The 20,615-nt window shown below is 38.8% G+C and carries 22 protein-coding genes; 6 read left to right on the top strand and 16 right to left on the bottom strand.

Annotated features, from left to right (window positions below; all coding sequences use genetic code 11):
• Positions 1–147: 147 nt before the first annotated feature.
• The 3 genes from genR (at position 148) to genA (ending at position 3,874) form a co-directional block, all read left to right on the top strand.
• Positions 148–909: a transcriptional regulator GenR gene (genR, locus tag IGK82_RS01260; RefSeq protein WP_002362941.1), complete on the top strand. Its 762-nt coding sequence runs from the start codon at positions 148–150 to the stop codon at positions 907–909.
• A 173-nt stretch (positions 910–1,082) separates the two neighbouring features.
• Positions 1,083–2,417 (top strand): PTS sugar transporter subunit IIC, encoded by a 1,335-nt coding sequence (gene genB, locus IGK82_RS01255; protein WP_002355207.1) that lies wholly within the window; start codon positions 1,083–1,085, stop codon positions 2,415–2,417.
• Positions 2,418–2,443: 26 nt separating this feature from the next.
• Positions 2,444–3,874, top strand: a complete 1,431-nt coding sequence (gene genA, locus IGK82_RS01250) for a 6-phospho-beta-glucosidase GenA (RefSeq protein WP_002355206.1) — start codon at positions 2,444–2,446, stop codon at positions 3,872–3,874.
• 36 nt (positions 3,875–3,910) lie between these two features.
• Here the strand turns inward: genA and IGK82_RS01245 are convergent, their stop codons facing one another.
• The 4 genes from IGK82_RS01245 to efp form a co-directional block, all read right to left on the bottom strand.
• Positions 3,911–5,047, bottom strand: coding sequence for a cystathionine gamma-synthase (locus IGK82_RS01245; protein WP_033624631.1), 1,137 nt, complete (start codon positions 5,045–5,047; stop codon positions 3,911–3,913).
• A 13-nt stretch (positions 5,048–5,060) separates the two neighbouring features.
• The gene (locus IGK82_RS01240; RefSeq protein WP_002358341.1) at positions 5,061–5,978 is read right to left on the bottom strand and encodes a PLP-dependent cysteine synthase family protein; all 918 of its coding nucleotides are present in this window, start codon (positions 5,976–5,978) and stop codon (positions 5,061–5,063) included.
• Between the two features lie 89 nt (positions 5,979–6,067).
• Positions 6,068–6,205, bottom strand: coding sequence for a hypothetical protein (locus IGK82_RS01235; RefSeq protein ID WP_002366057.1), 138 nt, complete (start codon positions 6,203–6,205; stop codon positions 6,068–6,070).
• A gap of 168 nt (positions 6,206–6,373) precedes the next feature.
• On the bottom strand, positions 6,374–6,934 hold the full coding sequence (efp, locus tag IGK82_RS01230) for an elongation factor P (RefSeq protein WP_002355202.1): 561 nt from the start codon (positions 6,932–6,934) through the stop codon (positions 6,374–6,376).
• A 354-nt stretch (positions 6,935–7,288) separates the two neighbouring features.
• Between efp and IGK82_RS01225 the strand changes: the two genes are divergently transcribed.
• Positions 7,289–7,936, top strand: coding sequence for a FusB/FusC family EF-G-binding protein (locus IGK82_RS01225; protein WP_002361142.1), 648 nt, complete (start codon positions 7,289–7,291; stop codon positions 7,934–7,936).
• 38 nt (positions 7,937–7,974) lie between these two features.
• On the opposite strand, the gene IGK82_RS01220 is transcribed toward IGK82_RS01225, so the two are convergent.
• From IGK82_RS01220 to fabF, 3 genes are all read right to left on the bottom strand, one after another.
• Positions 7,975–8,943: a dihydroorotate oxidase gene (locus IGK82_RS01220; RefSeq protein ID WP_002386045.1), complete on the bottom strand. Its 969-nt coding sequence runs from the start codon at positions 8,941–8,943 to the stop codon at positions 7,975–7,977.
• 144 nt (positions 8,944–9,087) lie between these two features.
• Complete coding sequence (gene fabZ / locus IGK82_RS01215; RefSeq protein WP_002355197.1) at positions 9,088–9,522, bottom strand: 3-hydroxyacyl-ACP dehydratase FabZ; 435 nt, start codon at positions 9,520–9,522, stop codon at positions 9,088–9,090.
• A 1-nt stretch (position 9,523) separates the two neighbouring features.
• Positions 9,524–10,762, bottom strand: a complete 1,239-nt coding sequence (fabF, locus tag IGK82_RS01210; protein WP_002358339.1) for a beta-ketoacyl-ACP synthase II — start codon at positions 10,760–10,762, stop codon at positions 9,524–9,526.
• Between the two features lie 297 nt (positions 10,763–11,059).
• On the opposite strand from fabF, the gene fabI reads away from it, so the two are divergent.
• Entirely contained in the window at positions 11,060–11,812 is a 753-nt protein-coding gene (gene fabI, locus IGK82_RS01205) for an enoyl-ACP reductase FabI (protein ID WP_002358338.1), read from the top strand.
• 98 nt (positions 11,813–11,910) lie between these two features.
• On the opposite strand, the gene IGK82_RS01200 is transcribed toward fabI, so the two are convergent.
• From IGK82_RS01200 to IGK82_RS01180, 5 genes are all read right to left on the bottom strand, one after another.
• Positions 11,911–12,324: a DUF4809 family protein gene (locus IGK82_RS01200; RefSeq protein ID WP_002355192.1), complete on the bottom strand. Its 414-nt coding sequence runs from the start codon at positions 12,322–12,324 to the stop codon at positions 11,911–11,913.
• 29 nt (positions 12,325–12,353) lie between these two features.
• Positions 12,354–13,289 (bottom strand): cation diffusion facilitator family transporter, encoded by a 936-nt coding sequence (locus IGK82_RS01195; protein WP_010709186.1) that lies wholly within the window; start codon positions 13,287–13,289, stop codon positions 12,354–12,356.
• Positions 13,290–13,431: 142 nt separating this feature from the next.
• Positions 13,432–14,106, bottom strand: coding sequence for an HD domain-containing protein (locus IGK82_RS01190; RefSeq protein WP_010709185.1), 675 nt, complete (start codon positions 14,104–14,106; stop codon positions 13,432–13,434).
• Positions 14,107–14,118: 12 nt separating this feature from the next.
• On the bottom strand, positions 14,119–14,631 hold the full coding sequence (locus tag IGK82_RS01185; RefSeq protein WP_002355189.1) for a DNA-3-methyladenine glycosylase I: 513 nt from the start codon (positions 14,629–14,631) through the stop codon (positions 14,119–14,121).
• Positions 14,632–14,643: 12 nt separating this feature from the next.
• Positions 14,644–15,135: a methylated-DNA--[protein]-cysteine S-methyltransferase gene (locus tag IGK82_RS01180; protein WP_002362939.1), complete on the bottom strand. Its 492-nt coding sequence runs from the start codon at positions 15,133–15,135 to the stop codon at positions 14,644–14,646.
• Positions 15,136–15,246: 111 nt separating this feature from the next.
• On the opposite strand from IGK82_RS01180, the gene IGK82_RS01175 reads away from it, so the two are divergent.
• Positions 15,247–15,840: a bifunctional transcriptional activator/DNA repair enzyme AdaA gene (locus IGK82_RS01175; protein WP_002379037.1), complete on the top strand. Its 594-nt coding sequence runs from the start codon at positions 15,247–15,249 to the stop codon at positions 15,838–15,840.
• A 17-nt stretch (positions 15,841–15,857) separates the two neighbouring features.
• Here IGK82_RS01175 and IGK82_RS01170 read toward each other — a convergent pair whose 3' ends face one another.
• The 4 genes from IGK82_RS01170 to IGK82_RS01155 all read right to left on the bottom strand — a co-directional run bounded on the left by IGK82_RS01170 (position 15,858) and on the right by IGK82_RS01155 (position 20,597).
• On the bottom strand, positions 15,858–16,601 hold the full coding sequence (locus tag IGK82_RS01170) for an alpha/beta hydrolase (protein WP_002385408.1): 744 nt from the start codon (positions 16,599–16,601) through the stop codon (positions 15,858–15,860).
• Positions 16,602–16,738: 137 nt separating this feature from the next.
• A complete protein-coding gene (locus IGK82_RS01165) occupies positions 16,739–17,557 on the bottom strand; it encodes a histidine phosphatase family protein (RefSeq protein ID WP_002358330.1) in 819 nt (272 codons plus the stop codon).
• Between the two features lie 20 nt (positions 17,558–17,577).
• Complete coding sequence (locus IGK82_RS01160) at positions 17,578–19,044, bottom strand: glycoside hydrolase family 1 protein (protein ID WP_002407454.1); 1,467 nt, start codon at positions 19,042–19,044, stop codon at positions 17,578–17,580.
• A gap of 122 nt (positions 19,045–19,166) precedes the next feature.
• Complete coding sequence (locus IGK82_RS01155) at positions 19,167–20,597, bottom strand: 6-phospho-beta-glucosidase (RefSeq protein ID WP_002375743.1); 1,431 nt, start codon at positions 20,595–20,597, stop codon at positions 19,167–19,169.
• Between the last annotated feature and the right edge of the window lie 18 nt (positions 20,598–20,615).

Here is a 20,615-nt window from a genome sequence, read left to right as displayed (position 1 = left end):
AGGATAATTGGGCTACTTTTTGTAAAATAGGAAATAAGAAACTTTTTATTGAGTTATTTTACATTTTTTTCAAGAAAAATAAGAATTGGTTTATTTGATTTACACAAAAAAATAACATATTCAGTTTTTATATAAAGGAGGATTACTTTGTTTGATTTAGAGAAGGTTCAGACCTTGAATGAATTAGAAATGCTCGTTTACCATTATGTATTGGAACACCTGCACCAAATCCCTCAACAGACCATTCGCCAACTGGCTACTTCCTGTCATGTCTCCACCTCAACGATTCTACGATTTTGTAACAAAATGGGCTATGCTGGTTTTTCCGAATTAAAATATGCAGTGAAAGAAGAAGCCAAACAAACACAAACGTTTGAAAATTTTTATGATGCCACGGTTCACGTCGATGCTTTTTTAAAAAAATTAAACCAAGAAACCTATTACGAAATGCTTCGTCCAGCAATCCAAATGATTGTTCAAGCACGTCACGTTGCCTTTACTGGCATTGGTACTAGCGGAATTTTAGGTAGTTATGGCAGTCGTTATTTTGCCAACTTAAATATCAATTCTTACAGTATTGCTGATCCCTTTACGCCTATCCCCAAGCGCGGATTTGAAAATACATTAGCCTTGATTCTGTCTGTATCTGGGGAAACCAATGAAATGATTAAACAAATGACCGACTTTAAAACAGCTGGCGCCAAAGTGCTAAGCATTACCAACAATCAACATTCAACTATTGCCCGCTTGGCTGACTACAACATCTCCTATTATATGCCCGACGAACGTTCTCCATTTGCAGATAAGTCAGTCAATACAACCACTCAAATCCCTGTCATTGCTTTAATTGAACTCCTAGCTCATCAAGCAAGTCAACTTTTAAAGGAACTAGATGAAACACCTTCCTAGTTGTTTTTCACAAAAGCTCATGCTGTCTAAAACAGCATGAGCTTTTTTGTTTTTTTTCTTGGTACATGTTTCTCATTCAAGCAAAAGTCTATTTTTTCTTCAAATAAGCTTATATAGTAAATATGTAAACGGATACATTTGCATTTATATTATTCTTCAAAGGAGAGATTTTTATGAACGAATGGATTAACGAGAAATTATTACCTCCAGTACTAAAATTCGTCAATACCAAAGCAATTACTGCCTTACGGAACGGGATGCTTTACACGATGCCTTTTACCATTGTTGGTTCCGTGTTTCTTCTATTAGCGAATTTCCCAGTTACAGCTATTTCTGAATGGGTTAACGCAAGTGGCCTGGCTGTTTATTTCAATCAAGCATATGGTGCATCTTTTGCGATTATGTCGTTATTTGCGGTCATCGGTATTGCCTACTCATATGTAAAAAGCGAGGGATTTGAAGGCCTCCCAGCGGGCATGATTGCCATGGTGGTTTTCATTTTGTTTATGTCATCTGAAGTCAAAGATGCGGTTTCTGGCGCAGTAGTTGGCAATGTCATCAACAAAGATTGGACAGCTGGCAAAGGGATGATTACAGCTATTATTGTTGGTTTGTTAGTCGGCGTTGTATATAGTTGGTTTTTACGTCATGATATTCGTATCAAATTACCAGAAGCTGTACCAGAAAATGTGGCCAATTCCTTTACTGCGTTAATTCCTGCCAGCGTCATTGTAACTGGTGCAATGCTAATTTTCATTCTTCTAGATAAAGTCTTCAATACGACATTCTTTGACTTTATTTACGAAGTGCTACAATCACCACTTCAAGGAGTCACAGATTCACTAGGTGGCGCATTACTATTAGGTTTTGTCATTCCGCTCTTTTGGTTTTTCGGTGTTCACGGGTCAACAATCGTTGGCGGTATCATGGGCCCTATTTTACAAGCAAACTCTTTAGAAAACACCGAAATTTTGAAATCTGGAAAAGACTTAACACTGGCTAATGGTGGCCATATTGTTACACAACAATTTTTAGATCAATTTTTAACGGTCACTGGTGCGGGCATGACAATCGGGTTAGTCGTGTTCATGGTTTTCTTTGCCAAATCAGCTCAGTTTAAGCAATTAGGTCGGCTTTCAATTGGGCCAGCTGTTTTCAATATTAACGAGCCAATTGTCTTTGCTACACCTATCGTGATGAACCCAATCATGGCTGTGCCATTCATTATCACACCGATTGTTTCTTCTGTTGTGACATATTTTGCCTTGTACACAGGACTGGTTCCTCTCTTTACTGCGGTACAAGTTCCCTGGACTACTCCTCCAATCATTTCTGGACTTTTAGTTGGTGGTTGGCAAGCCGCGTTGCTTCAAGTAGTAGTACTGACGATGAGTTTCTTTATCTATTTACCGTTTGCTAAAAAAATGGATGCACTTAACTACGCAGAAGAAACCAATCAACCGATTACTGAAGAAACCCTTGAAAAAGTCGAAGCACAAAACGTATAAAAATTTGAACAAAGGACTGAAACGATATGTCAATTTTGAAAAATGATTTTCTTTGGGGCGGCGCTGTCGCTGCTCATCAATTAGAAGGAGGCTGGGACCAAGGCGGTAAAGGGGTGAGCGTGGCGGATGTAATGACTGCCGGTGCACATGGCGTCCCTCGTAAAATTACCGCAGGCGTTTTACCAGATGAACACTATCCTAACCATGAAGCGATTGATTTTTACCATCGCTATCAAGAAGATATTCAACTATTCAAAGAACTTGGTTTAAATTGTTTCCGAACCTCTATTGCTTGGACACGAATTTTTCCTAACGGAGATGAAGAAACGCCCAATGAAGAAGGCCTTCGTTTTTATGATGCACTTTTTGACGAGTGTTTGAAAAATGGCATTGAGCCAGTCGTGACACTGTCTCACTTTGAAATGCCTTATCATTTAGTCACAAAATATGGCGGCTTTCGCAATCGCCAGGTCATTGATTTTTTTGTCAAATTTGCTGAAGTCTGTTTCACTCGTTACCAGAAAAAAGTCAAATATTGGATGACCTTTAACGAAATTAACAACCAAGCCAATTATGAAGAAGATTTTGCACCTTTTACTAACTCTGGTATTGCTTACCAAGAAGGAGAAGACCGCGAAGCAATTATGTATCAGGCTGCTCATTATGAACTAGTCGCTAGCGCACGTGCAGTGAAAATTGGCCACGCTATCAATCCCGACTTCCAAATTGGCTGTATGATTGCGATGGTGCCTATTTATCCTTATTCTTGTAATCCTGAGGATATGATGATGAGTGTTAGCGCAATGCAAAAACGTTATTGGTTTACCGATGTTCATGTCCGCGGTCATTATCCAAGTGCAATTCAATGCTATTTGAAACGAAAAAACATTTCATTAGATGTCACAGAAGAAGATTTAACTGATTTAGCTAATGGCTGTGTTGATTATATTGGCTTTAGCTATTACATGTCATTTGCTGTGAAAGGTGCAGAAAAGGCCCCTACTTTTGACTACAATGAAGCAAAAGACTTGGTGCGAAATCCTTATGTAGCAACATCTGATTGGGGTTGGCAAATCGATCCTATGGGCTTACGCTATGCAATGAATTGGTTCAATGATCGGTATGAATTACCACTTTTTATTGTCGAAAATGGCTTTGGTGCTATTGATGAGCTAGAACCAGACGGAACGATTAACGACACTTACCGAATCGCTTATTTACGTGAACATATTGAGATGATGAAAGAAGCCGTTGCGTATGACGGCATTGATTTGATGGGCTACACACCTTGGGGATTCATCGATTTAGTGAGCGCTAGTACAGGCGAAATGAAGAAACGGTATGGCTTCATTTATGTAGATAAAGACAACGATGGTCACGGAACGTTGGAACGGCGAAAGAAAAAATCGTTTGCTTGGTATCAACAAGTGATTGCTACGAATGGAGAAGAATTATAAACAAAAGGCCTTCGTCTAAAGACGAGGGCCTTTTGTTTATGCTTGTAATCCCTTTTCTAAATCAGCCAATAAATCTTCGACTGCTTCAATTCCTACAGATAAACGAATGAGTCCATCTTTAATTCCCACAGCTTCACGATTTTCTTTGGGAATAGATGCGTGAGTCATAATGGCAGGTACTTCAATTAAACTTTCTACGCCACCTAAACTTTCCGCTAAAGTAAAAATTTCCAACGCTTCTACGAAAGGAACGACTTGCTCATCCTTGGCTAATTCAAAAGAAATCATGCCACTAAATCCCGACATCTGTTTTTGCGCAATTTCGTGACCAGGATGACTCGCTAGTCCTGGATAATACACCGTTGCTACCGCTGGATGCGCTTCTAAAAATTCTGCGATTTTTTGAGCATTTTGGGCATGCGCTGCCATCCGGACGCCTAATGTTTTTAAACTACGTTGGACCAGCCAACTATCATGTGGTCCTAGAACAGCACCAATCGCATTTTGTAAAAAGGCAATCTTTTCTGCGCTTTCTGGGTGATTCGTTACGACTAAACCAGAGACTACATCACTATGGCCCCCTAAATATTTTGTCCCGCTGTGAACCACAATATCAGCACCTAACGCTAACGGCCGTTGAAAATAAGGCGTCGCAAACGTATTATCGACAATAGTTAACAACTGATGTTTTTTAGCAAGCTTAGCCGCCGCTTCAATATCTGTAATTTTTAACAGTGGATTACTTGGTGTTTCCAAAAACAAGGCTTTTGTATTTGGCTGAATTGCGGCTTCAATTGTTGATACGTCGCTGGCGTTTACAATCGTGTAGCTTAACCCATTTGCTACAAATACTTTGTCCAATAAACGGAAACTCCCCCCATAGACATCGTCACCTAATAAAATATGATCTTCGGGTCCAAACATAGAAATGATTGCATGAATACCAGCTAAGCCTGAGCTAAACGCAAAGCCATGGCTCCCACCTTCTAACTCAGCGATTAAGGTTTCTAACGCGTGACGTGTGGGATTACCTGAACGAGAATATTCATATTCTTTTGGCTGGCCCACGCCATTTTGTTCAAAGGTTGACGTTTGATAAATAGGAACACTCACTGCACCTGTTGTTGTGTCTTTGCTAATGCCGCCATGAATTAATTTGGTATTGAATTTCATAAAAGTTTTCCTCCTAAGAATAAATATTTTTTGATAAATAACGGTCACTACCGTCAGGAAAAATAGTTACAATTGTGCTGCCTGCTGGTAAGCGGCGCGCCTCTCTTAATGCCGCCGCAAATGCTGCGCCGCTGGAGCTTCCCACCAGCAAAGCGCTTTTCTTGGCTAATTGTTTGACCCAGAAAAAACCATCCTCGTCTGAAATGGTATAAAAGCCGTCCACAGGAATCTGTTTAAGAAAAGGCGGCACGAACTCCACGCCAATGCCTTCGATTTCATGTCCGTGTGCAGGTCCGCCATTTAAAATTGAACCTTCTGGCTCCACGCCCCATAATTGCGTCTTACTATTTTGTTCTTTGAGATATCTGCCAACACCTGCAAACGTTCCACCACTGCCTAAACCTGCGACAAAGCTAGTAATCTTCCCGCCTAGGTCTTGAACAATTTCAGGTCCTAATCCTTCGTAGTAAGCAGCAGGATTATCCGGATTTTCAAATTGTAACGGCACGTAACTATTAGGAATTTCCTTGGCTAAGTCTTGGGCACTAGTTATCGCTCCGACAATCCCTTGCTCTGTTGGCGAAGGGACAATTTTAGCACCTAACGCTTGCATCAGCTGTTGTTTTTCCTGACTAAATTTTTCTGGCACAACAAAGATTGTCTTGAGGCCCAGTTGACTGGCAGCTAATGCAAGTCCAATCCCTGTATTCCCCGCTGTCGGTTCAATAATTGTTGTGGCTTGATTTATCTTTCCCGTTTTCATTGCTTCTTTGAGAAGATGCACACCAAGCCGATCTTTGACACTGCCACCTGGATTCAAATATTCTAGTTTCGCATAAATTTTAGTGCCTTCTGGCATAGGATATTGTTCACTTGTAAATTCAAATAATGGTGTTGCTCCGATTGTGTCTAAAATTGACTGAGCAATCATAGCGAATTCCTCCTTCTAATACATGTACATAAAACAAAAAGGTGCTGATCGCATCAGCACCTTTTTTGTTTATTTCTGGTTGTCTAGATTCAGAGAGGAATCGTGTTAGGCAATTTTTCAGAAATAACGGAGGTTTTCCCCATCACAAAAGAGTATGCTGCACTATTTTGCACCATACAACAACAGCTTTCCGTTTCTAAAAAAAGGCTAGCTTGTTTTTTCGTCATGGTTGATTTCCTCCTTCGTCATGTGTTGACCAAACTATACCATTTCCCATTTTCTAGTGTCAACGATTCTAACGATTGCTATTTCCTATCACACCAATGGTTTTCTTATAGGTAAAAGAATTAATAGACCAAAAAAAACAGAAGGCTAGCCTTCTGTTTTTCTGCTACTTATTTAGCACGTTTTAAATACGTACCTTCCGCAGTATTGATTTCTAATAATTCGTCTGCTTCAACAAAATCTGGAACGTTAACAACTAATCCTGTTTCCATTGTAGCGGGTTTACCAGAACCAGTTACTGTTGCGCCTTTGATTGAAGGTTGTGTTTCAGCAACACGTAAGATTACCGTTGTTGGTAAAGTTAAACCAATGACTTCTTCACCATAAAATTGAATTTTTACTTCCATATTTTCTAATAAATATTTTAGTTCTTCTTCAATTAAAGCAGTTGGTACTTCATATTGTTCATATGTTTCTAAATCCATGAAAATAGCCATATCATCTTGGCTGTATAAATATTGAACCGGTTTTGTATCGATGTGCGCTTTTTTCACTTTTTCATCTGGGCGCATTGTTGTATCTGTTGTAGAACCCGTACGAACATCTTTTAATTTCATACGCATAACTGTGTTACCTTTACCTGGTTTGTGGTGGCTAGCTTCCATTACTTTAATTAATTTGCCGTCTTGCTCAAAAGTCATACCGGCTTTTAAATCGCTTGCTGCAATCATTGTAATTTCTCCTTTTCTCTGGTTAATTCTTCATTATTGTAGCAAATAACCTAGGATTAATCTAGGAAATCACGTATCTTTTTTAGAAGTTTATCACTCCCCAGACATTGAATTGGGAAATAAAACGAGTTTAACTTGCCTTTTTTCTTGAATTGCGTTAGAATTACCAAGCTTTCATCAATTATTTTCACTTTTTACATAGAAAAAATCAATCATTAAAGGGGGTGATGATATGATACGTCAAACGCTATCTTTATCAAAAACACATGAGGTTGTCTGTCACTAAACATACGTTGGTGAGACAAATTGCCTTTCAGCGTATGTACTCGGTCTATTTGAAAGGAATTTAAAATCATGAACCCAACTATTCAACCTTACCAATTTAACATAATTAAAGAACAAGTCGCTGTGTTACTAAATACCTATACGTCTGTTAACGATGCTACGACTGTCAAAACTGTCCAGGCCCTATGTGTCGAAAAAATCAATGGGTTATTTCCAGAAGAACACCCTGCTGTTACGATTTTGTTGGACAAAGTGATGGATCGTCGTTTAACACGCGCACGTGCTGAAAAATATTTAGACGAATTAAAAGAAACCGTGCTGCCCTTTAAGGAACCTTCAACACCACAAGTCACGAAAGTCTTTCGCAAAGTGAAAAAGTTAAAGATTCCTGAGTGGGAAAACATGGATTTACGGAACAATACCTATGTCGGTTGGAACGACGCTGGGACTCAGAAAAAATTTATCTTAGCTTATCGAGAAAATAAATTAATCGGCGTCCACGGCACCCTTTCACCCACCATTGTTAAAGGTGTTTGCTCCATCTGTCAAACAATCACGAATGTGTCTATGTTCCTAGCTACCACCAAATCAGGCGGCGACGGAACCTACACGAAAAAAGGCAATTACATTTGCCATGATAGCGACACCTGTAACCAACAATTAACACAACCTGAATATTTGGAAGCCTTTATGGAAAATGTTAAGGCTGTGAAATAACAAAAAACCGTCAAGAAAATTTCTTGACGTTTTTTTTGTTACATCTCTTTCAATTTCCCACGAAATTCTTCAATACTTTCATAACCTTTTGCTGCCATGATTTCTTGTAATTCTTTGGCTAGACGCTCAAAAACTTGTGGACCTTCTTGATGCAATTGTGTACCGACTTGTACTAATGTCGCACCACATAAAAGATGCTCAAAAACATCTTTTCCACATGTAATACCGCCCGTTCCAATAATTTTGATTTCTGGTTTCAAACGTTGCGCAAACGCACGAACATTGGCTAACGCTGTTGGTTTGACATATTCGCCGCCCAGTCCACCGAAGCCTCCTTTTGGTTTAATGACCACTTCTTCCTTGTCACTGTCAATATATAAACCATTACCGATGCTATTAATACTATTCACGTATACTAAAGGGAATTTATTTAAAATTTCAGCCATTGCGTCAAAATGTGCAATATCAAAAAATGGGGGTAATTTTACACCTAATGGTTTAGTAAAAAATTGGAAAACTTCTGTTAAAAGCTTTTCTGTTAATTCAAAATCATAAGCAATTTGCGGTTTACCAGGCAAATTGGGACAAGACAAATTAAATTCTGTCACTCCTGTGTATTCACTTTCTTGCACTTTTTTTAAAATAGCGATATTTTCCTCATAATTCATACCAGATACAGATAAAAAGCGTAACTCCTCAGGAAATTCCTTTTGACGTGCAATCTGATAATCTAAATAATAATCAATCCCTAAATTAGGCAAGCCCATTGAGTTAATACTTCCTAATGGTGTATCAAAATACCGAGGCTCCTCATTGCCCTGACGAGGATTAGGTGTTGCCGTCTTAGCGACAAAAGCACCTGCTTGAGAAGCCGCTAACTCGTCCATTTCCTTAATTGTCATACAATGAATGCCTGATGCGTTCATTAACACATTCGCCAATTTATGTCCCGAAAACTCTACTGAAATATCCAAAAGAAAAACCCTCCTGTAAATTGTTTTACTCATAAGCTTACCACCTTCACGTAAGCTTTTTATGATTATAGCATGTTTTTTTACGTTAGTGTTATTTATATAAATTTAAAAAGGAATAAGCCATTGTGACTTATTCCTTTTCTTAGGGAAACTAACGTATCCAAAATTGATTGATTCTTATCGTCCCACAATAAACGTCAATTCACATTCGCAGACCTTTTTATCTTCCACGTAAGCAGTCGCTTTGCCGATGCCGACAAAGTCACGTAATTTGACGATTTCAAAATGTAATTTCAAGACATCACCAGGGACCACTTTTTGACGGAATTTGGCCTTGTTGATACCGCCAATATAGGCCGTTTCACCTTCAAATTGATCCATTTTTAAGATTAAAATCGAACCTACTTGTGCCAATGCTTCAATAATCAAAACGCCTGGCATTGTTGGATTTCCAGGGAAATGTCCTTGGAAAAATTCTTCGTTAATTGTCACATTTTTTGTTGCAATAATCTTTTCATTTGGAATAATTTCATCCACATAATCAATATAACAAATCGGATAGCGATTAGGAATCATTTCCATAATTTCTGTTGCAGTCATTACTTTTTTCATACTAGTTTTCCTCCCATTTCTTCAAGCAAATTACACCATTATGGCCACCAAAGCCAAACGAATTACTAATTGTATAGTCCGCTGTAATGTCACGTGCACCTTCTGTGACATAATCTAAATCACAATCTGGATCAGCAACTTGGTAGCCTACTGTCGGATGAGCTTTTCCTTCTTGCAATGTTTGTACACAAGCAATCGCTTCGATACCGCCAGCCGCGCCCAATAAATGTCCAGTCATACTCTTTGTACTTGAAATTGGAATTTGCGATGCTCGCTCACCAAAGACACGTTTGATGGCCGTTGTTTCCGCAGCGTCATTCGCTGGGGTTGACGTACCATGAGCATTGATATACCCAATTTGTTCCGGAGTAATCCCTGCTTCTGCAATCGCCATTTCCATCGCAGCCGCCGCGCCACTACCGTCTTTTAAAGGAGCGGTCATGTGGCTAGCATCACAGTTGCTGCCATATCCAACAATTTCGCCGTAGATAGTTGCGCCACGTTTCTGTGCATGCTCGAGTTCTTCTAAAACCAGCATTCCTGCGCCTTCACCCATCACAAAACCTTTTCGTTCTTTATCAAAAGGAATCGAAGCCCGAGTCGCATCTTCTGTTGTATTTAAAGCATTCAATGCTGCAAAGCCTGCAATCCCAATTTCACATACTGTGGCTTCTGTCCCCCCAGTTACCATCATGTCCGCTAAACCATATTTAATCGTGCGAAAAGCTTCACCAATCGCATTCGTCGCAGAAGCACAAGCAGTCACGATAGTTTGAGAAGGTCCTTTTGCACCTAAACGAATCGAAATATTTCCCGCTGCCATATTAGCAATTACCATGGGCACGAAAAATGGTGTTACGCGTTTTGCGCCTTTTTTATCCATTACCCGTACTTGGTCTTGTAAGGTAGTCATCCCGCCAATCCCACTACCGACAATCACACCTAAACGAGTCGGGTCAATCGTTGCTTCTGTTAAACCACTCATTTCCCACGCTTCTAAAGCAGCGACCAAGCCATATTGAGAAAATAAGTCCATTCTTTTTTGCTCTTTGCGTTCTAAAACAGCACTTGGGTCAAACTCTTTCACTTCACCAGCCAAAGCCACCCCAGTATCTTCAGAATCAAATTTAGTAATTTTGCCAATTCCTAGCTTGCCATCCACTAGATTATGCCAAAATTCTTTTACGGTATTGCCTAATGGTGTTACGGCACCCATGCCGGTTATGACCACTCTTTTCATACTGTACCTCCGAGTTTATTTTGATTATCAAACTATTATTTCATGCGGTTTCCAGCACTTTTTCTCAAAAAATAAGAAAAATAGTTTGACTTTCAAAGTATTTTGGTTAATAATTCAGACATCAGGAAAAATGTCTGTTTTTTTCAAGATTAGAAAATTGAGAAGATTTTGTTATCATTCTCACACAGATAATACCAGTTGAAATTTTATTCGTCAACTCAATAAATGTAACTTTTACATTTTGATGAAGAAAAGCCTATTCTATCAACAAAAATTTTTTATTAAAGGAGATTTTATATGTTTTTACAAAATAAGAATGTCGTCGTAATGGGTGTTGCCAACAAAAAAAGTATTGCTTGGGGCTGTGCAAAAGCATTAAAAGATCAAGGGGCCAATGTTATTTATACGTATCAAAACGAACGCATGAAAAAGCAAGTGGTTAAATTAGCAGATGAAAATGATTTGTTGGTGGAGTGCGATGTTGCTTCTGATGCGTCCATTCAAGCAGCCTTTGAAACAATTAAAAATGAAGTGGGCACGATCGATGGACTAGTCCATGCGATTGCTTTTGCCAAAAAAGAAGAATTGTCTGGAAACGTTAGTGACATCACTCGTGATGGTTTCCTATTAGCACAAGATATTAGTAGCTACTCTCTTTTAGCAGTCACTCATTATGCGAAACCTTTGTTAAATCCTGGTTCAGGAATTGTCACATTGACGTATTTAGGTTCCGAACGTGCGATTCCTAACTACAATATGATGGGGATTGCTAAAGCTTCTTTAGAAACTGCCGTGAAATATTTAGCTTTTGAATTAGCTGCAGATAAAATTCGTGTCAACGGAATCTCCGCAGGAGCGATTAAAACATTGGCTGTGACTGGTGTAAAAGACTACGATCAATTGATTAGTATTTCTAATGAGCGGACACCAGATAAAACAGGTGTAACCATTGAAGAAGTCGGAAACACTTGTGCCTTTTTAGTCAGTGAACTAGCTAGTGGTGTGGTCGGTGACATCATTTATGTCGATAAAGGCGTTCACTTAACTTAATCATTTTTTGTCTTTATTTTCTATTTATACATTAAAAAACAGAGATTGGACAATCTCTTTCACTCATTGATTGTCCAATTTCTGTTCTATTTTTTACTTTATTCTATAATAAAATTGACAGTTTCAATTCCAAAAACAGTTGTTAGAATTTGATTGACTTGTTCAAAAAGTTCTGGTAAATCTTCCAGTTTATTTTTAGATTGGATTTTTTCAGAACCGTTATCGTAGCTTAAATGATTGTACGCTTCTTTAAAGGTTACTGCTGTGTCTTCTTTTCGATAAAGGATATATTCGTCATCTAGCATATCCATTTGTAGCTCCTGTTTAAATCCATTTCTGGCAACAACAGCAGAAACTAGATGAGCAACAGTCAAGCCATCTAACGGAATGTCCACTCCATTCATTGCTAATGTGTAGACGGTATCTTCCACTAAACCACAGGCGTTACAACCACCACTGGTTAAATCTACTGTACTTGTTATAATTGCCTCTTGCATCGTTTCTTCCCCCATATTGTTTTTTAAAGTTATTCTTTCATTTGTTATTTACGAACGTAATTCACATCATAATCGTCAACTTCAATATAGATATAGATTTTTTTATCAGGCATTTTACTGCGAATGTCTCGTTCAATCGCATTCACAACATCAGGTGCATCTTCTTCCATTGGTTCTACCACATCAATTTTTGCCGCTACTAAAATTTCAGTTGGGCCTAAATGAACGGTTTTTACATCAATTAGTTTTTCAACATCCACCCGATCAAATGCAGTTTTAATTTTTGCTAAATCTGTAGCGGTCACACTTTCACCAATAATCAAACTATAAAATTCTTTCGCTAAGAAAATGGCTGCACACATTAATAGTAAACCAATCAGTAAGCCGCTGATAGCATCAAATGCAGCAATCCCAGTTACCATTGTTAAAAGGGTTCCCACCAAAGCTAAACACAAACCAATAACCGCACAAAAGTCTTCCGTAAAAATAATTAAAATTTCACTGTGACGACTTTCTCGCAAAAATTTTAAGAGCGATAACTTCTCTGTATTCAATTCTTTGATTTCTTTCATCGCTACACGCAAAGAGCTACCTTCCACAAGCAAACCAAAAATTAAAATACCAATGACAATAGCCACATTTTCTACTTCATGAGAGGGATGCAGTAACTTCTGAATAGCCTCCATTACGCCTAACGCGCCCCCACCAAAAAAGAGCATCGTTGCAACAATTGTACTAAAAAAGTATTTTGCACGGCCTTCTCCAAATTGATGTAACGCACTTTGTCCACGAGAAGCGCGCTTATTCCCAAAAAGTAATAACACCTGATTACTACAGTCCACGACACTGTGGATACTTTCATTCATCATAGCGGTACTACCACTTAAAGCAAAACCAACAAATTTACTAATCGCTACTAAAATATTCGCAATCAGTGCGGCAATAACTGCAAACATGCCACTCGATTTTTTTGTCTCCATAATTACCTCCTATATGTAACGTAAAACTAAGATAAACCACCCGTTTATTCATCCATCATTTTACCACTTCTGAGGTATTTGTAAAAAAGAGTTCTCTTAAAATTCAAAAAGAAATGTACTGACTGTTTTAGTTGGCCCTCATTTATCGGTGTCCATCCCACTCTTGATAAAATTCCTCCAGATAAAGTTCCATAAATTGATGACGCTTTTCCGCCAATAAGCGACCATAATTTGTATTCATTTGTTCCTTTAACTTTAAAAGTTTCTCGTAAAAATGCATAATAGCAGTATCTTCCCCATTCCGGTATTCTTCTTGGGTTAACTGTTCACGAGGTTGTTTGTGAGGATCGTGAATTAAACGGCCTTTATTTCCCGAATAAGCCATCACCCGTGCAATTCCAATCGCACCGATGGCATCTAATCGATCCGCATCCTGGACCACTTTTCCTTCTAATGTAGTGACTGTTTTCCCAGTATTTCCTCCTTTAAAGGACATATTAGCAATAATGGAAAGGATGCGATTCGTTTGCTCTGTTGATACGTTATTTGCTTCCAACCATTGTTGCACCTTTAGCAAGCCAGCCTCTTCACTTTCGTTAAATTTTTCATCGCCAATATCATGTAACAATGCTGTTAATATACATAAAAATAAATTTGCTTGTTCTTTCTCTGCAATTGTTTTTGCTAATTGTGTCACTCGATAAATATGCCACCAGTCATGGCCACTTGCTTCGTTGGCTAATTCTTGTTGAACATAACGCTCTGCTGCTTGAATAATTGTTTGTTCTTCAAAACTAAGAGATTCATTTTCAAACATCCTAACACTCCTTTATTCTGGATTTAAAATTTCCACCTGGATAATCCCGCTAGCTTTCAGAAACATATTGGTGACAATCGGACCTACAAAAGAAAATCCTCTTTTTTTTAAGTCTTTTGCTACGTTATCTGACAAAAGCTGTGTGCGCGGGACTTGGTATGCTTCTTCATAAATAGATAAAACGGGGACGTTTTTTACAAATTGCCATAGATAATTGGCAAAACTGCCAAATTCTTCTTGTACTTTTAAAATTGCTTGCGCATTTTTAATGGTTGCTTCAATTTTGCGCCGATTGCGAATCATATCTGGATCAGCTACTATTCGATCGACTTCGTCAGGCAACAGCGCGGCAACTTTTTCCGGCTTCATTTGGCAAAAATTTTTCATGAATGCTACTTTTTTCCCTGCGGCTGCTTTCCAACTTAAACCAACTTGAAAAACACCCACCGTCAACAATAAAAACAGCAAATCATCCTCTCTTGTAGGTTTTCCCCATTGTTCTGTATACCATTGATAGTTGTTCATCGCCGCCTCCTTTTAAGACTGTTCAAATGTTAATAATGCTTGTTTCATTGCTAAACCACCACGGTAACCGGTTAATTGTCCCTTGCTGCCGATGACTCGATGGCAAGGAATGACCATTAATAAAGGATTTTTCCCAATCGCTGTGCCAACTGCTCGAACCGCACGTGGACGCCCAATTTTTTCTGAAATTTCTTGATAGGTTATTGTCTCACCATAAGGTATTTCTTGCAACGCCTGCCAAACTTCTTTTTGAAAGGGCGTTCCTTCGATGTCTATGGGGCAAGCAAACGTTGTCGAATGTTGGTTAAGATAACTTATTAGTGCTTCTTTATAAGGCGCAGTTTTCTTTTCAGAAGCTTCTAATTGTGCTTGAGGATACCAGTTTTTCAGTTCTTCTATCGATTGATTGGCTGAACCTACAAAAGCTAGTCCAGCGTCTGTCACACCAAGATAATAGTGATCGTTCTGCCATTCTTGTTGCGCATAATAAATCTTTTTTGCCATATTTCTACACTTCTTTCTCGTGTTTTTCTTATCTTCATTATAATTCTTTTGGCTTTCAAAATCTTGCGCTCCTATCACTTTTTACTTGTTTTTATTAGGGATTCTTTTACAATGAAGAAAACGGGAGGTGTGCTTACAATGAAAACAACGTATCGACTTACTCAGAAACGTTGGGAAGCCATTCAAAATAATAATACGCAATTTGATGGTGATTTTTTTTATGGTGTGACCACAACTAAAATTTTTTGTCGTCCTTCGTGCCCTTCCCGTGTGCCCAACAAGAACCACGTTCTGATCTTCAAAACGGCTCAGGAAGCTTTAACACTTGGTTTTCGTCCATGTAAAAGATGTCAACCAACCGGGCAAGTCGTTCCTAACGAGGAATGGGTTGCTCAAATTAAGCAATTTATTGATCGGCATTCAGCGGAACCATTAAGTTTAGACTATTTAGCGCAAGCCTGCCACGGTAGTCCCTTTCATTTGCAGCGAACCTTTAAGGAACAGACAAAACAAACCCCATTAGCTTATTTAACAAGTATCCGAATTAGGCAAGCCCAAGAATTGCTTCTCCATTCACCCCTTACGATTCAACAAATCGCGAAAAAAGTTGGCTTCCAAACCGCAGCATATTTTGCCACCACTTTTAAAAAAGAAACAGGCGTAACCCCCTCTGTTTATCGCAGTAAAAATGAGCCGAAAAAATAACATTTCGGCTCATCGGATTATTTATTGGGGCGTGATTGTAGCCACGCTACAATCAATTGACTGATTTCTGTTTGCTGTTGCTCGTTAGAAATTGTCGCTTTGTTGTCTCCTTTTTGGACACCGTAATTACCAAACCCTGCATGATTCCCACCTTCGATAGATACATACTGCGTATCTTTTGGCAAAAACTGTTTGGCTTTTTGGTAGCTAGTCCAATTTAAAACACCATCGTTTGTGGCTGTTATTGACAGAACCGGCAGATCTTGCTTGTTTAGTGCACCTTTTTCGTCAGGATAGCTGGCTAAATAAATCATGCCTTTGATTCGTTGCTCATTTTCCGCTACAAAACGACTAGCCATCACACCACCCAGAGAATGCCCAGCCAAAACGAAGTTTTGTTGTGGATGATCCTTTATAATTTGTTCTGCAGCATTTGGTGCAAGAACCGCTAAATTCAAAGGAAAATGAACAACATAGACATCATAACCTTTCGTAGCAACTTCTTGCGCCCATTCACTATAACTAGCGGGCGCAACCAATGCACCTGGATAAAAAATCAGTGCTGTATCATTTTTTTGCCCGTTTGTGTAATAATCATAGTTTTTTTCTTGCGTGGCACTTTGACTTATTTTTAAGGCCGAATCGGTTGCTTGATACGTACTATTTTTAATAAAAATAGTCAGACCGATGACTAAGATTACTAAAAAAAGCCCAAGTCCTAGGACAATTTTTTTCCAGCGTGATTTTGTTCTATTTTTCATCTCATTTCCTCCCAATGAAAAAATTCTTCTTTCTGATTCTACCTTTAATAAAAAAAGAACACAACAATAGGAGTTGGTGAAGCAACCCTTTTCTTGCTCCACCAACTCCTAACTAGACCGTTTCTCGATGCCTTAGATTATTTTGATTCTTTTTCGCCTGCTTCTAAGTAGCTGACATCATTGACTTTATCCAAAGTATACTCGCCATTTTTGTAATGAATCGTTGTAACACTAGCATTCTTCAAACCGCCTTCTGGGACTTTAAAATCATCAAATAAAGTTGCTAACAACGCTGAAATACTCAAGCCATGAGAGACCACTAAAACATTGCCATTCCCGGGATTGGCTGATTCTGTGGCAACAATTTTATCTAAGCCTTTTTTCAAACGTTTGGTAATTGTAGCATAGTCTTCTGCAGGCCAGTTATTCTTGCTTTCCTCGCGCTGTTGATCCAGTTTAGCTACGCTGTTGGCAAAGGATTCAGGAGTCATGTTTTTCATAAATTCTTCTAAGGAAACACCTTGATCATCAGCAATATCCTGCCACATTGTCTTATTTAAATCCCCTTCGTAGCTACCAAAATTAAATTCACGTAAATCTGGGTCACGCACGACTTCAAGGTCTTTGCCTGCTTTATTTTGATCTAAAATAAGTTGAGCAGTTTGCAAGGCGCGGCCACTATCACTACTATATGCATTTTGAAAGGCAACATCTTTCAAACCAATCCCAGTTGCTGTCACAACTTTTTCACCTTCTGGTGTTAAGACCGCATCTGACCATCCTTGTACGCGGTCCGTCGTATTTAACATGGTTTTTCCATGGCGCACAATGTAAAGAGTTAGTTCTTCAGGTTTTGTCTCTTTTTCTTTTGTCGTTGCTTGCTGATTTTTACCACAACCAACCATTACTAAAATGGCCAGAAAAAGCATCCCCACAATCGTCAATCGTTTTTTCATTTTTTATTTCCCCTCATTTTCTACTCAGTTGTTAAGTTTTCACCATTACTAGCGATAACTTGTTTGTACCAATTAAATGATTTTTTCTTAGTTCGTTTCAAGGTTCCCTGACCTTCGTCATCCATGTCTACATAGATAAAACCGTAACGTTTTTTCATTTCGCCAGTCCCTGCTGAAACTAAGTCAATACAACCCCATGGCGTATAACCAATTAAGTTAACCCCGTCTTCTTCTACTGCGGTTCTCACGGCTTCAATATGTTGTTTAAAATAATCAATGCGGTAATCGTCGACAATCGAGCCATCCTCTTGCAATGTATCCACCGCACCAAACCCGTTTTCAACCACAAACAATGGCATATTGTAACGATCTGACAACTGACACAATGAAATTCTTAACCCTAAAGGATCGACAGCCCAGCCCCATTCAGATTCTTGCAAATAAGGATTTTTAACCGCAGGCATTTGGTTGCCTCCGACATATTTTACTTCTTCGGGATAAGCAGTCGAAACAGTCGACATATAATAACTAAACCCGATATAATCAACTGTTCCTTTTTGAATAATCGCTAAATCCTCTGACTCCATTTGAATTGTCATTCCTTCACGCTCAAATTCTTTGAGCTTATGCGCTGGATAATAGCCCTTAGCCTGGACATCCATATAAAATTCTTGCTCTCGGTTAAATTGAACAGCTGCCATCACGTCCTCAGGTTTGCAGGACAAAGGATAACTTGGAATATAAGCCACCATCATACCAATCTGGAAATCTGGATTGATGGAATGTCCTAATTCAACTGCTTTCGCACTTGCTACAAATAGATGATGCGCTGCTTGATATTTACTTTGTTTATCATTATTGTGAATCCCAATTTGCGTCCAACTTCTTAAAAAATTAATTTCATTAAAAGTCATCCAATACTTCACTTTATCCTGATAACGTGTAAAAATGGTTTCGCAAAAGAAAACAAAGAAATCAATCACTTCACGATTTTTCCAACCATCATATTCATCGGCCAAATACATCGGAATATCAAAATGGTTAATCGTCACAACGGGCTCAATTCCATGGCGCAGCAAAGCATCAAAAACTTTATCATAAAAGGCTAAGCCTTCTTCATTAATCTCTTTTGTTCCATTTGGGCAAATCCGGCTCCAGGCGATAGACAGCCGAAAACATTTGAAACCCATTTCTGCAAATAAGGCGATATCTTCTTCGTAATGATGGTAAAAGTCCGTCGCTACATGACTAGGGTAGTATAATTCTTCATCGATATAGCCAATCGCCCCTTCGGGTAATGCTTGATCGCGCGTACACGAAGCTTTTTGGCCTTCTTTAGTTAAATACGTAATCCGTCGCGGTTCTGTTTGACTACCACCAGTAATTGCATCTAATGTACTCAGACCTTTGCCTCCTGAAAGGTAGCCACCTTCATATTGGTTAGCAGCTGTTGCGCCGCCCCATAAAAAATTTTCTGGAAATCCCATAAAATCCCTCTTTCCCTCTGTTTTTAGGCATCACAAAGAAACCATCAAGGGAATTAACGCTGGCAGAAGAGTCCTTGTTTTTTCTACCAACGTCAAACGCCCTTTAATAGTTGCTAATTTTATTAATTACTTAAATCTTCACCATTTGTTGCGATTACTTTTTTGTACCAATCAAACGATTTCTTCTTGCTTCGTTTTAACGTACCATTTCCTTCGTTATCGCGATCCACATAGATAAAGCCATAGCGTTTTTTCATTTCACCTGTTCCAGCTGATACTAAATCAATACAGCCCCAAGTCGTATAGCCTAACAAGTCGACACCATCTTGTTCAACAGCATCTTTCATCGCTTGAATATGCGCCGCCAAATAATCGATACGATAATCATCGACTACATCACCATTTTCGTCTGGTGTGTCTACCGCTCCTAAGCCATTTTCAACAATGAATAGTGGTTTTTGATAACGATCATATAAGTCATTCATCGTAATTCTCAAACCAAGCGGATCAATTTGCCAACCCCATTCACTGGCTTTTAAATAAGGATTTTTCACAGAGGCAAAGATGTTACCAGCTGTTTGTTCATTAATTTCTGGATCTGTTGATGTGACACGAGAAGAATAATAAGAGAACGAAATGAAGTCCACCGTATGTTCTTTTAAAAGTTCTTCGTCGCCTTCTTCCATTTCAATTTGAATACCTTTACGGGCCATTTCTTTTAAAGCATACGCAGGGTATTCCCCACGTGATTGGACATCAATAAAGAAATAATTTTCACGATCTGCTTGTCGAGCAGCGAAAACATCTTCTGGTTTACAAGTATAAGCGTAGTTGGAACCAGCCGCTAACATACAACCTACTTGGTTTTCAGGATCTACCTCATGAGCAATTTTTGTCGCAATTGCACTTGCTAGTAGTTCATGATGGGCCGCTTGGTATTTCACTTGTTCTTTGTTTTCGCCTTCTTCAAAGTATAGACCTGCTCCCATAAATGGTGCATGTAAAATCATATTAATTTCGTTAAATGTTAACCAATATTTGACTAATCCTTTATATCGGTTGAAAATTACACGGCAAAGATTTTCATAGAAACCTACTAACTTACGACTACGCCAAGCGCCATATTCTTCCACTAAGTGCATTGGGCAGTCAAAGTGTGTAATCGTTACTAGTGGCTCAATCCCATATTTATGACATTCTTTGAATAAGTCTTCATAGAACTTCAAGCCTTCTTCATTCGGCTCTGTTTCATCTCCCATTGGAAAAATTCGACTCCAAGCAATGGATAAACGGTATGTTTTAAAACCCATTTCACCAAATAAGGCGATATCTTCTTTATAGCGATGATACATATCAATTGCCTCTTGTGCAGGATAGAAATGTTCTTCATCAAAGTTAAACATTTTCTTTTCACCAGTGATTACTGGAAAACGATCTGGACCCGTTGGCGCTAAATCGACGTTTGCCAAACCGCGTCCGCCTTCGTTATAGCCACCTTCACATTGATTGGCTGCTGTTGCGCCACCCCATAAAAAGTCTTTTCTAAATGCCATAAATTCTCTTCCTCCACA

The organism is Enterococcus sp. AZ197 (assembly GCF_050556405.1).
GTDB classification, from domain to species: Bacteria; Bacillota; Bacilli; order Lactobacillales; family Enterococcaceae; genus Enterococcus; species Enterococcus faecalis.
The sequence above is the reverse complement of the archived record's forward strand: the minus strand, read 5'-3'. Positions and strand labels throughout refer to the sequence as shown.